Here is a 13,801-nt window from a genome sequence, read left to right on the forward strand (position 1 = left end):
AAATAATGCCCTGACGGGGATTTGAACCCCGGTAAAGGGATCCGCAGTCCCTCGTGATATCCGCTACACTACCAAGGCATAAAAAAATTATGCAATATTACAATTACAATATACTATTTGTCATTGGCATTTATTAAATTTTTCGTTTATTTTGGAAAATATAAAAAATCAAAAAATATATTTTGTTGGGAGAGAGTTTGGAAAAAAGATAAAAAAGATTAAACTAATCTCGTTTAATCAATTTTTTAATCTGTATCGATACCTTTAACTTTTTGGAAAGATAATCCTTGGGATAATTATTTAAAAAATAATGGATATGTGTTTGTGAGCTTCTATCAAATATTTCCGTACTTAAACGTTTATCATTTAATAAAATGTCACATTGAGCATCCAATGGCATGATTCTTAAAGCCGGTATGTCAATCCATAAATGTAAGGTTCCAGGTTTAATCAGTTCCAACTTATTGATTTTGACATTGGATGCAAGTAATGAAAATGTTCCATCATCTTTAACTATGCCCTTTATTGGATTTGCAATGAAACGTTCCGTTCTTAATTCAATAACATCATCAGGATCAAAGTATTCAATAAGATCACTGTCAAAATAATAATGATCCCAGTAAAATATTATTTCATGATAATAGGCTGCAAATACATGTATCATTTTATCTGTTGTGGAATCCCTTAATATTATAGCTTTTTTATCGCTAATGCTGTTGTTGTTTTTGTAATAGATACTTTCTCTTGAACCCATCTTATTAAATTCAGGAGGCAGTTCTTTTTCAATTAATTTAGTAGAATCCATAGGTACGTATCTTTGTTTTACTGATGCATAATACTTCTTGAATACGGGATGATCTCTGCCGTACTGCCAATTTACCGGAAAGAGCAAATCACCAAAACTTTCATATTCTTCAATGGAAAGTCGAGCATTTAACTCATTTTGATACTCATCTACGGTTATTTTTGGATGCAATTTATTTAAGATGTATGAAACGATTTTTACTGCCGACTTTTCGGATACATGTGTATCATCATACTGATAATCCTCAGCATCAAGAATATCTATAAAATCAGTTATACTATCACTTATTTCATCAACACATCTGACCGGGTCTGGCGTGTCAAAAGGAAGAAGATTTCTTAAGATGATACTTTTATCGGGCACTACAAAGAATTCATAATTGATATTTTTTTTATTCAAATAGCTCTTTTTAGATAATAGCATCTTTTTGAACAATCTTCCATCAAATGTATTGCCAGTATAATTTCTGTCGTAATGCTGCCTGATTTCATTTGATGCATCATTAACCAAGAAGATGCAGTCATCCTTTCCTATCATCGAACGTTTGAATTCTTTGAAATATCTTTCAAAATCAATATCATTTATCGTATCTTCAGATTCCATTGATAATTACCTCCCTTATTACAGCATCATTTATATTGAATTGATTACTCTCGTCAATATCCAAAAGATTGTTGTTTGAGGGTACTGTTAGTACTGCATTATTCCTAACACCATTAAAGAATACACTACCGGCATATACTGATTCAATAGTATATGAGGGTTGAGTCCAAGTTAATGGTATTTTAAATCTTAAGGTAGCTTTTCCATTTATAACATTGACTTTGATAACTGAATTATTCTCATCTTTTAACGTTATGCCGTTTATTTTAAAAATCACATAACTTTCATTCAATTTACCATTCCAATCTGTATTGACATTAGATGTTAAATTTACATATTCCCCCACATTCGCAGATGCCGAATTGACAGTAATTATAGGGTTGGTTTTTATAATATTCGATATTCCAACGATACCATCTCCTTCTGATGGATTAAGAACATCTGAATTGTATATGAATTTCTGTAAGGTAGAGTTACAGAATACCGTTCCATTTATTTTAGAGTTAAATAAATTGTTTGTGACATCAATAATACCATTGACATCATTGAAAATGGTTAACCCAGTAACCCTATAACCATGTACAATGTTATTGAATGTATTGTTAACTATGTTAATCATGCCCATATTATTGAATATGACTCCACCTCTAGTATAATTTCCAGTAAAATTCGTTTGGAATATATTACCATTTATTTCAATAGTAGAATTCCTATTGAATATCACTCCACCTTTACTACATGTTTGATTGCTTAACATTCCTTTAGCAATATGTTTATTTGAAAAAGTATTATTCTTTAAAAGCAAATCACCTATTTCATTATATATTATTCCTCCACGAAGTTCACCTTCCGTTATTCCACTAAAAGTGTTGTTGATAACATCAATGGAAGCTTCATAGTTATCAATTACTCCCCCACGGATAATATTCACATTATCTGTGAAATTATTCGATATGAATTTATTTGAATGAATAATAGAATGAATGTTATTATAAGCATGAATACAACGTCCTGTATTATTTCTGAAGGTATTGTTTGTTATATTGGATATTCCTCCAGATACTGCATAAATAATTGATGTTTTATCATTATTTCCCAAATTATTAGCTATATTATTTCGAAAAGTATTGTTAACAAATTTTATATTACCTCCATATTCACCAGTACTCCAAATTACAGCTCCCCACATATCAACAGTATTATTTATGAATTTAGAGTTCATTACCATGGTATTTCCCCTATTTGTAATTACTCCACCTTTCAATCCACCATGATTGTTGGATAAGGTACAATTATCTATTGTTAAAGTTCCAGGACCTATCATGACAACAACTCCAGATGAATTTGTAGACCCTTTAACCGTATTTTTAATTATCAAATTTTTCAAGGTTAAATTATGTTCTCCTGCTAAATTAATAAATTGATACGTATGTTGTCCATTTAAAGTACTTCCATGACCATCTATTGTGAGATTTTTTATATAATTTGAACTTCCCCAAAGTAATGTACGATTAATATTGTATGTTTTTTTAACTAAATTAATTGTATACGTCGATCCAATAGTATTTCTAGCATCATGTGTAATTACATCATCCAATTCACCATAATTGGAAACTGTTGTTTCAATATCAGTCAACATATTCCTTTGTTCTGGGGAATATTCAAAAGAATTATCTTGTAAATTTGAATTAGTATCTACTTCTACATTATCAAAATTGTTCCACTCATCCAAATTAACATTTTCTTCAACTTGTGAATCATCACATTCTATTAAACTATCCCCATCAACAGTATTTGCAGTAATACAAGTCAATGAACAAATAAATATAAAAAACACCATTAATAGATATATTTTTTTCATCAATAAGACATCCTATTATTTTAATAAAAAAACCATGTTAGTTAATAATATCTATTGAAAAGGAAGTATTTAATGATTTGGAGTGATCATTTTATTAATTCATTTTAAATAAGGTGGAATATATTTATAAAAATCAATACTTTAAAAGAAAAGTAAATCGCTAATTAAAAAGAAAACAACAATTACATTTCAGGGTTCTTTAACATAGTTTTATTAATACCATGTTTATAATATTATACATCATATTGTTTTTTTGTTTAGAATGTCTGATTATAATATGTACAATTAACATAGAAAATAATTGTCGCACATCATCTAAAAAGGGCTCTGTAGAAAACCTTGCTTTGAGTGAAGTATGAGTAATAACTCAAATATAATTTTTTACAGAGGGAATATATTCTATTTCAATATTATCCTTTCTTCATCAATATACAATTCTCACTCATATTGAGTAATTGTATTTGTCATTTGATTCCTGCCTAATTGCCGCCAACGCAGCATAGTAAGTGGTACAGGCGATCCCCGGGAAACCCTCGGTTCATATAAATAAATATAGTAATCAATATTGTATTTGATTAATTATTTTTAATCCTTCCTGATGTATATTTTTGGCAGCATTAATGTCCCTATCATGTCTATTACCACATAGGGGGCATGTCCATGTTCGGTTGTTTAGTGTTAGGTCTTCTTTGTGGTATTGGCAGTTGTTGCATGTTTTGCTGGATGGGTACCATTGGTCTATGTGTATTAGTTTTCGTCCGTGTTCGTATGCTTTTTGTTCTAGTATTTTGGTGAACATGTGCCATGATTTTTCTTGTATACTTCGTGATAGTCTGCTGTTTTTTAGCATGCCTTTGATGTTTAGTGTTTCCATAGAGATTATGTGATATTTTTCTGTTAATCGTTGTGCTATCTTATAGAAATGATAGTCTAGTATGTTATGTCTTTTTTCATATGCTAGGGCTATCTTCTTTTTGATTTTATTGTAGTTTTTGCTGCCAATTTCTTTTTTGGATAGTTTTCTTTGTAATCTTTGTATTTTCTTGTCTAATTGTATGATCTTGTTTTGTTGTGGGAAATGTATTATTTCGCCCGTGTTTATTGTGACAAAACGTGATATTCCCAAATCTATACCACAACTGCGATTATTAATCTTAAAAACATGTCTTGTGACATCTTTACATAAAATAGATACAAAATATTTACCGGATGCTTTTTGTTTAACAGTGACAGATTGTATTTTGCCGGATATCTTTTGATGTGTACGAAATCGTATCCAACCTACCTTGGGAAGACGAATACGTTTACCTTCAATTCTGATGTTGTTATTGATATTATTGGTTTTATAAGATTGTACTGGATTATATTTACTTTTATAGCGTGGATACTTGTTAAGGTGTTTAAAAAATCTGTCAAAAGCATTTTCTAAATTTTTCAACGATTCAATCAAAGCTTGTGAATCAACTCGTTTTAACCACGTCTTAGACTTCTTCAACTCAGTCAACATAGTCGAACAATCATAAAAAGACAAATACTCTCCATTATCTGAGTATACCGTCTTTTTAGCATCCAGAAAAGTGTTAAAAACAAAACGGCAACAACCAAACTGATTAATAAAAAAACTCTCCTGAACCTCATCAGGATAAATACGAACAACAAAACTCTTATACATAACAACTATCTACACACCAAAAATAATGAAATATTAAATACATATAATAAAATATTACTAATGGTATAGTTAATAATTTTATTTAAAGTAGTATATAAATATTTTGATAAAAGTATTACTTTTAATTGTTTTTTCATAGGATTTCTACAGAGCCCTAAAAAGGTTAAAAAAGGGGGTTAGAATAATATGAATATTATTCTAAGTATATGGCAGGTTTATATGGGGAAGCATTTTGTGCCTTGTTCTGTGGGTCGTATGTTGGCTCGTCATAGACAACTATTTTAGCACCCACTTCACTTTCAAGGTAATCCAATGCATCAGTTATTATTGCAACTTCATCAATTTGTCCTACATAATTGATTTTGTTGAATGTTTTACCTGCTTTTGTAGCAAATTTAGATAACTCCTTCTTGTTATCATATAGGTTTGCCTGCATTGATTTTTTAATGATTTCACCCACATTAGGTTTTCCCACTTCCTGGGCAATTTCATAGACATCATATTTCCATTTTGGAGCCGTGTAGATATGGATTGTTTCAGGGTTGGATTTTGTTATTTTAATTACTTCCTTGATATCCTTTGCCAGATCCTGAATCATCTCTTCAGCCTTTTCGATTTTATCGTCAACTGCTGTTTCATCCATTTGTGGCCATGACAACTCGGACATTAATATTTCATCATCATTGTATTCATCCCATATTTCCTCTGTGGTATATGGTATGAACGGAGCAAGCAATCTAATCCATACGTTTACTATGTAGTTTAACGTGTCTTTTTCCTCAGAGGATACTTCTGTGATTCTGTTTAGGTAATGATCCACATCCTTTCTAAATAAAAACAGGCTGGACTGTAATGCTTTTCTTGTCTGGAAGCCTTCTAATGCCTGGGTGGCTACACCTATGTTCTTGTTTACCTGACTGATGATCCATTTGTTTATTGCCTTATTCACTTTAGGTACTTCATTTTCCACAGTCAGTTGAACTTTCTGGCCGGTTATATCCTCAACTTTTTGTGCAAACTGTTGTATTGATTCCAGTCTTCTTTGTATACCGTTTACCTCGGTTTCTCTCCAGTCAAAGTCTTGCCATGGCTCTGCTGATGACATTAAAAAGAGTCTTACCGTATCGGCACCATACTTGTCTATTGCCTCGCTAAGTAGGATTACGTTTCCCTTGGATGAGGACATTTTTTGTCCTTCGAGAAGTCCCATACCAAATACCGTTATTCCTTTTGGCCAGTATTCTTTAGGAAATATTGCTGCATGGTGGAACATGTGGAATGATAGGTGGTTTCCAACCAAGTCTTTTGCTGACAGTCTCCAGTTAAGTGGATACCAGTATTGGAATTCTTCCTGTATCTGTTTTGTTAAGTCTTCATCTATCTTGTTTACTGAGCCATCGTTTGCCCCTTCCTGATTTAAAAATACTTTGTTGAAGAATGCATCGTTTAAATCTTCAGGATTTATTTGGTTCATGTATTTTGCTATTGTATAGTATGACATATAGATTGTTGAATCTGTTAACGGTTCTATTAACCATTTTTCATCCCATGGCATGTGTGTTCCCAGTCCAAGTCTTCTAGAACAGGCCCAGTCTTCAAGCCAGTCAAGGTAGTATTCGAAGTTTGATCTTATTTCTTTTGGCACTACTTCCAATTGTTCAAGACAGTCATATGCCTTGTTTGTCCATTCTTTATCGGAGTATTTTACAAACCATTGATCGTGTAATTCCTTGACTACACACATTGCTCCACATCGACATTTTACTGGTTTTTCGGCAAATTCATAGAGTTTGTCGGCTACGTTTTCATTGATGAATTTTTCAATTACTTCATTTCTTACATCTGCAACCCTTTTACCTGCAAATTCGCCTGTATTTTCTTTCATTATACCTTTGGCATGTTCTAATTTATAGATTTCATTTGTTGCCTCTTTTAGGTTTTCATCTTCCTGACTGGTTACGTTGTATTGTTCGATGAAATCTTTTGCAGGATATTCTGAGTATCCCTTGAGATTTACCAGGCTGATTAGTTGAATATTATCCAGCTGTTTTTGCAAGTCATATTTTGCTATCAGTTCACTGTTGTTTTTTAAGTCCTCTAATGCTATGTAATCTGCCGGTGCGTGTGCAGGTACTGAGAATACTACTCCGGTTGCATAGTCAGGGTCTACGAATGATGCAGGGAAAATAGGTAGTTTTGTACCGTTCATTGGATTTAATACGTAGTCACCTATGAATTCATTTGGATTGACATCTTCTATAATCTTCATTGATTCCTTCTGGTGGATTATGTTGGAGTATGACTGTTTACTTATTATCCATTCTTCACCTTCGTAGTCCACTTTAACATATTCTGCTTCAGGGTTTAACCAGAAGTTTGTTGCACCGTATAATGTTTCCGGTCGGAATGTTGCCGCTACTAGGAATGAATCTTTATATGGGAATTTGATTAACGTTAATTCATTTATTCCCACTCCTTCTCCTTCGAGCAGGTCATGATCTCCTACTGGGTTATCGTCATCGGGACAGTATTTTACGGGATGTGATCCTTTGTGTATTAAATCCTTATCCTTAAGTTGCCTTATTTGCCATCTTATAAACTGTTTATAGTGTGGGTCTATTGTTCTGAATTCTCTTCTCCAGTCGATTGAGTAACCCATGTTTGTCATGTCGTCATGGTATTCACTGCTGAAGTATTTTACTATGTATTCTGGATCGGTGAATTTCTGTAATTCATCATCAGGTACTCTGTGTACATTTTTGTAGATGTTTAATGTCCATGGATCCTGTCTTTCTATTCTTTTTGCTATACCTACTACCGGTGCTCCTGTTACGTGCCATGCCATCGGGAACAATACGTTGTATCCCTGCATTCTTTTAAATCTTGCATATACATCAGGTACTGTGTATGTTCTTCCATGTCCTATGTGCATTGCACCACTTGGATATGGGAATGCAACGGTTAGATACATTTTCTCTCTGTCATCCGGGTTGGATTCGAATATTTTTGAATCCTGCCATTTTTTCTGCCATTTTTTCTCTATTTCTGTTACCATCAAAAAACTCCGTTTAATAATAATTAATTAGTTATATTGAAATATTAATTTGAATTGTCTACTATAATTATATTTATATTTGAATGAATATTTTAATTTTAGTATTTGATGACATAATTAAAAGATTATAAAAACAATATTTCTTATTAGAATAGACCGGTCTACAAACATATAATCATAACAAATAATTAAAAAAAATAGCATGAATGAGAATAATTAAAAAAAATAATAAAATAATTAAAGAAAAGCATCAGATTCAAAAATGATATAACGAAGATAAAGAAATTTTCAAAAAAAAGTCCCATTTTTGATGGAAAGTTTATATATAATAGTTATTATATAATTAAGTGTATTACCAGAATAGAAACACAATTAATAACAAAAAAGGTTTTATCATAAAAAAAATTAACATTCTTATTCAACATAAATTTTTTTAACTCATTATATTAATTAATTGTATTCTATTTCTTTCTTTTTTAAACAGATTATTTTCTTAGATACAGATTACATCGAGTTTTGCCCACCGTTTGAATAACTATTTTTCAGATAGATATTACAATACATATATACATGAAGATTTTTAATTTCTATTGGTTAATTCCTATAACTATTATTTTTAAATACAGGTGCCATTAAACGTTTATGTTGTGAGTTATCTATCAATTTAATGATATGTTCCACATCATTTAACAAAAGATCCAACTCTTCGGATATTTCATTTGCATCCATATTCCGTTCAACATACAAATAAACTATCCTGTCAACATAGTAATATGATAACCCAAATTCAGATTCATCAGTTTGATTGGATGCCAAACCAGCAGTGGGAGCCTTATCAATTATGGAAGAGGGAACACCCAATCTTTTAGCAACTGCCCTTACATCTTCTTTATATAAATCGGCTATTGGTGATAAATCCACACCGCCATCACCATACTTAGTGAAATAACCCACATAATACTCCGTCTTATTACCCGTACCTATAACCAAGGAACGGTATATGCTGGCAAAGTAATATAAAAATGTCATTCTCAACCTCGGTTTGACATTCATTTGAGCTAATTTCATATTATCCGTAGGCAAATGCTCAATATCACATAACGATAAAAATTCCTCGAAAATATCATCCAATAATACATATTCCACCTGAATATCCAACATTGTTTTAATCAAATCCGCATCAAATAAATCCTGATCAGATGTTGTTGAAGATGGAAGAACAAATGCTTTCACATTATGAGAACCCAACGCCTTTACGGCCAAACATGCTACAACAGTAGAATCTATTCCACCACTTAAACCTAATACCACACCATTTGAGTTTGACTCGTCAACTTTCTGCTTAATAAACTCACAAGCTTCTTCAATGAAAACATCTGGATTAAATTCCGGTAAATCTATCATATAATACACCTAATTGAAAAATTCATTAATTATATACTATTTATAATTTGAATAATAATAAATTTAACTAAAGATAAATTGCAATAAGGAGATTATCCGACAATATGCAAATAGCAACATTCAACCAAAAAAATGAACAAGTATTTAAATAAGAAGTTAAATAATAATATTGGACTATAAATAATATAACAAAAACAATTAAATAATTGATAATTTAATCAGATAATCTTAATTTGATATCCGATAGAAAAAATAAAGATAAATAAATTAAGAAAAAATAATCAAATACTTAAAAAAATTAAATTTAAAAAATGGAGAATCGATACATGGCTATTACAGATTTAGTTAAATTCAATAAATCAAAGACGACATTCATATTTATCGGTGGAAAGGGTGGTGTTGGAAAAACAACCATCTCTGCTGCTACAGCATTGTGGTGTGCCCGAATGGATAAGAAAACACTCATCATTTCAACAGATCCGGCTCATTCATTAGGTGATTCATTTGATAGGCTAATCAAACATGTTCCAACACCTATCACAACAAATCTATCCGCTATGGAGATAGATCCGGATATTGCTATGGAGGAATATAAGGAAAAGTTTGCCATGCAACAACAATACAACGATGCACTGGGAATGTTTTCAGACCAACTGGATGTTATGAGTTCATCTCCAGGTATTGATGAAATAGCTGCTTTCGATAAGTTCATGCAGTATATGACCAATGACGAGTATGATGTTGTAATATTCGATACTGCTCCTACAGGACATACGTTAAGACTGCTGTCATTTCCGGAAATGATGGATTCATGGATGGGAAAAATGATTAAAACCAAACAGGCCCTAGGTTCTGCCGCACAAAAATTAAAAAACATAATACCGTTTATGGGTAGCGACGATGAGCAACTGCAGAATACCGCAGAGCTTGAACAGATGAAAAGTCAAATCATTGAAGCACGTAATATCTTGACAAATCCTGACAGAACATCGTTTAAGACCGTTCTTATTCCTGAAGAAATGTCAATAATAGAATCAACAAGGGCTATGGATGCTTTAAATAAGTCAAACATTACTACCGATGGTATTATTGTCAATAAGATACAGCCGGATAACAATCATTGTGATTTCTGTAAAGCAAGACGTGAAATTCAAAATAAACGATTGGAAACAATTAGAGATGTTTTCTCAGAACAGATCATTGCTGAAATACCTCTTCAGGCACATGAAGTACGTGGTATAGACCAGTTATATGAAATATGTGATATCCTATATGGTTCCGACCCAAGTAATGGTCCTATAGCATTGTAAATATTTTTATAAATATTTATAATCTTCTTTTTTTATCAAGATTGTTTTATCACCCAATTTTGTGCGTCAATTTCTTTCCGGAATTTCAATTAGGGCAATTTTTCATTTTAGTAAACATAAAAAGTGTTAAATTCATATGATTTCTACCATTTATTTTTAATAATAAGAGTTATAAATTTAGGTATGACTAAATAATATGTTATTAAAAAGCCTTTGGGAATATAATTAAGCGTGGAAAAATAAAAATGGAAAATAACAGATTAAAATAAAAAAATATAAGTTAAAAGGATATTAAATTTAAATAAAATAATAACCCATTAATTATAGAAGTTAAGAATAAATAATTTAAAAATATAGAAAAAAATAATGGATTTAAGATAACTTTAAATATTACTACAACATTAAATATAATTAATAACGGAGGTGAAAAAATGAGTGAACTACCAATTGCTCCAGTAGGAAGATTAATAAAAAAAGCTGGTGCTGAAAGAATAAGCGATGATGCCAAAGAAGAATTAACTGCTGTTTTAGAAAGCATAGGCTTAGAAATTTCAGAAGATGCTATAAAAGCTGCAAAACATGCTGGAAGAAAAACAGTGAAAGCAGAAGACATCGATTTAGTCGCAAGAATCAAATTTTAAATAAGATACCCTGATCAAAAGATAATTAAGAAAAATCTTTTGATATCTTTTTTTAAGAAAAAATGGTTGAAATAGGAATTCAACCCATGTAAAAACAAGCTTTTTGATATAACATAAAGGAAAGTTAATCTATTTTTCCATTTATCTATACTTTTTTCGTTGATTCCATATCTTTCTAAGGCTACTTAATCCACCTGATTTTCCACTGAACATATTCATATTTTTAGCCAATTCTGCAACCTTATAGCTGGCCTTTGAACCATTTTTAATCAAACGGCTACCAAATGGAGTCTGCATATGTTCAACGGCATTGTGAATTTCATAGATGGATACTACATTGATTCCTAAAGACAATGCCAAGTCATTACTGGCATGTTCCCTGTGAAAACCCAATATTTTAACGGCCGGAACGGATAAAGCTCCCACCTCAATGGTTACACCCATACCTGAACAGTAGATGACACCCTCTGATGCATTCATCAGACTAATTAAATCAACATCCCCATCGATGATATAAACGCCTTTTTTTGTAACGAACTTACTCACATAATTCGCATCAAAACGATATGGAACTACAAGCACATTATGATTCAATAGTTCCACCTGATGAATAATCTCAGGTATATCTGCAGGTCTTGTATCTCCACCCAAAAACAAGACATAAAAATCACTGACCCCATAATGACGATACATATCATCGGGGTCTTTTAATATGTGTCTTAAAACATATTCTGCTTGAGGATAACCCTTAATGTTTACCGTATTTTCAATGCCGTATAATTTTTTAAGCTTCTTTTTATATTCGTTACTTGGAACTGTGATTAAATCAGCGTATGCTATCATCTCTATAGGGTTATAAATGTCCTGTTCAATATGCAATCTAGGAATACCCAGTTTTTTTGCTGCTGAAATACCCTTTCTTACATCTCCAGCGTTTCCACAAGTCAATACCAAATCCAATTTTTTATTCTTGAGAGCATTATAAGCAGAATACGTGTCTTGAAGTACCAATTTAGCTATAGTAGTATTACTTCTTTTAACTCCACTGCTACGTCTTCCCTGACCAATAGATTTCATCTCTAAACTATATGGTTCCAATAACTCCCTTGCCATATCACTATGAGTTAAACTCAATACGTTAGCATCCAACTTTTCAATAACCGGTATTATTGTTTTAGCTGGTGCCGTTTCCGCTACTACTGCTATATTCACCTTTTTCACCCCTTATTTATTTTTTATATGCATACTATATGCAACCAATATCAGTGACAATAAGAAAAATAAAGTTATTACCAAATCTGTAGGACCCGTTTCAATCCATATAATCGTATGTGCAAGCAACATTGCATATAAACCTATAAATATACCTTTATATTCCATTTGAATGTCATGAAACAATTTCAATATCAAACCCAATATGAACATTTGAATCAGCATTGCCCATAATCCAAAATCAAGCAAGGCTGGTCCGAATATGGTTGATGTGGTTGAATGAGCATAACCTAATGTGGTTGATCCCACTATAACCCGTGGATCTGTTGATTTGAAAAATCCCGTCAAAGTATTGTATAATAACTGTCCGTTAGTACTGTGTTGCATAAATACCGCATGATCCAATACCTGTAAAGTATAACCTGCCCTGTAAAATATCAATTCCAATGGATTTAATGTCCAGGTCTGCCATTCAATGGATTTTACCGCTACATATCCCACCACCATCAACAGGATAAATATTGACACAATGGACAGTATTATATACTTCCATGGAAGGTCTTTTGTATAGTAAACGGTTATGAAAACACTCAATACTATGGCCATTGCAGTTGTTCTGTAACCTGTCAATGCAAACAGCAACAAGCCAATGATAAAAAGGACATAATACTTTTTATCATCATATTTAGCCAGCAATAGATTTATTGAAGGTAAAAACAACAGATATGAAGCTAGCCAAATTCTGGTTACGGCTTTAGCCTTTAAATATCCGCTGAATAATGGAATACCACCCAAATAAATCATGTTAATTACTTGAAATAGAATTCCCAACAACACTATGCTAACCAGTACTTTCTCTGAAGTTATTTTTTCAAGTTTAGACTCGTTTATCTCAAATTCATACTTAGCCAACAGGTATTTACTTGCAAAAATACCAATCATATAAGTGATTAATCCCAAAAATATTACGACCAATGTATAATTATGTATGCCCACCAACTCTTTTAAATGAAATTCAAATCCTATAAAAGAAAACAGTAAATATACCAATACAAGAATTACCAATATTAACGGATTAAAAATATCTAATTTTTTTATATTCATATTAACCACTATGAGAAATAAGTAGTAAATTTATTTAATATAATTATATATATAATTAAAGTAGTATAAAGAGTTTTTTAATATTTAAAAACAAAAAATATTAACAAAATATTAAAGAGATTAATTAATATTGA

9 protein-coding genes and 1 tRNA gene are annotated in these 13,801 nt (G+C 31.5%); 2 read left to right on the plus strand and 8 right to left on the minus strand.

The genetic code is table 11. The features are described from left to right. Positions 1-6: 6 nt before the first annotated feature. From AW729_RS06300 to AW729_RS06325, 6 genes are all read right to left on the minus strand, one after another. Positions 7-78, minus strand: a tRNA-Arg gene (locus tag AW729_RS06300). Between the two features lie 145 nt (positions 79-223). Further along, on the minus strand, positions 224-1,408 hold the full coding sequence (locus AW729_RS06305) for a hypothetical protein (RefSeq protein ID WP_112124311.1): 1,185 nt from the start codon (positions 1,406-1,408) through the stop codon (positions 224-226). Continuing rightward, complete coding sequence (locus AW729_RS06310) at positions 1,398-3,269, minus strand: right-handed parallel beta-helix repeat-containing protein (protein WP_112124312.1); 1,872 nt, start codon at positions 3,267-3,269, stop codon at positions 1,398-1,400. The genes AW729_RS06305 and AW729_RS06310 overlap by 11 nt, the downstream gene beginning before the upstream one ends. Positions 3,270-3,828: 559 nt before the next feature. Continuing rightward, positions 3,829-4,941 carry an RNA-guided endonuclease TnpB family protein gene (locus AW729_RS06315; protein WP_112124313.1) on the minus strand — a complete coding sequence of 371 codons (1,113 nt, stop codon included), beginning with the start codon at positions 4,939-4,941 and terminating at the stop codon, positions 3,829-3,831. 193 nt (positions 4,942-5,134) lie between these two features. After that, a complete protein-coding gene (gene leuS / locus AW729_RS06320) occupies positions 5,135-7,996 on the minus strand; it encodes a leucine--tRNA ligase (RefSeq protein WP_112124314.1) in 2,862 nt (953 codons plus the stop codon). A 594-nt stretch (positions 7,997-8,590) separates the two neighbouring features. After that, on the minus strand, positions 8,591-9,400 hold the full coding sequence (locus AW729_RS06325; protein WP_112124315.1) for an NAD+ synthase: 810 nt from the start codon (positions 9,398-9,400) through the stop codon (positions 8,591-8,593). 311 nt (positions 9,401-9,711) lie between these two features. On the opposite strand from AW729_RS06325, the gene AW729_RS06330 reads away from it, so the two are divergent. After that, the gene (locus tag AW729_RS06330) at positions 9,712-10,710 is read left to right on the plus strand and encodes an ArsA family ATPase (protein WP_204355174.1); all 999 of its coding nucleotides are present in this window, start codon (positions 9,712-9,714) and stop codon (positions 10,708-10,710) included. Between the two features lie 431 nt (positions 10,711-11,141). Beyond that, positions 11,142-11,351: a histone family protein gene (locus tag AW729_RS06335; protein ID WP_112124317.1), complete on the plus strand. Its 210-nt coding sequence runs from the start codon at positions 11,142-11,144 to the stop codon at positions 11,349-11,351. 141 nt (positions 11,352-11,492) lie between these two features. Here AW729_RS06335 and AW729_RS06340 read toward each other — a convergent pair whose 3' ends face one another. Beyond that, positions 11,493-12,563, minus strand: coding sequence for a hypothetical protein (locus AW729_RS06340; RefSeq protein WP_112124318.1), 1,071 nt, complete (start codon positions 12,561-12,563; stop codon positions 11,493-11,495). A 12-nt stretch (positions 12,564-12,575) separates the two neighbouring features. Beyond that, the gene (locus AW729_RS06345; RefSeq protein WP_112124319.1) at positions 12,576-13,667 is read right to left on the minus strand and encodes an oligosaccharide repeat unit polymerase family protein; all 1,092 of its coding nucleotides are present in this window, start codon (positions 13,665-13,667) and stop codon (positions 12,576-12,578) included. Between the last annotated feature and the right edge of the window lie 134 nt (positions 13,668-13,801).

This window comes from Methanosphaera sp. BMS (assembly GCF_003268005.1).
Lineage (GTDB): Archaea > Methanobacteriota > Methanobacteria > Methanobacteriales > Methanobacteriaceae > Methanosphaera.

Coding starts and splice junctions, on each gene's coding strand:
- AW729_RS06305 (WP_112124311.1), bottom strand. CDS start 1,408: ATGGAATCTGAAGATACGATAAATGATATTGATTTTGAAAGATATTTC.
- AW729_RS06310 (WP_112124312.1), bottom strand. CDS start 3,269: ATGAAAAAAATATATCTATTAATGGTGTTTTTTATATTTATTTGTTCA.
- AW729_RS06315 (WP_112124313.1), bottom strand. CDS start 4,941: ATGTATAAGAGTTTTGTTGTTCGTATTTATCCTGATGAGGTTCAGGAG.
- leuS (WP_112124314.1), bottom strand. CDS start 7,996: ATGGTAACAGAAATAGAGAAAAAATGGCAGAAAAAATGGCAGGATTCA.
- AW729_RS06325 (WP_112124315.1), bottom strand. CDS start 9,400: ATGATAGATTTACCGGAATTTAATCCAGATGTTTTCATTGAAGAAGCT.
- AW729_RS06330 (WP_204355174.1), top strand. CDS start 9,712: ATGGAGAATCGATACATGGCTATTACAGATTTAGTTAAATTCAATAAA.
- AW729_RS06335 (WP_112124317.1), top strand. CDS start 11,142: ATGAGTGAACTACCAATTGCTCCAGTAGGAAGATTAATAAAAAAAGCT.
- AW729_RS06345 (WP_112124319.1), bottom strand. CDS start 13,667: ATGAATATAAAAAAATTAGATATTTTTAATCCGTTAATATTGGTAATT.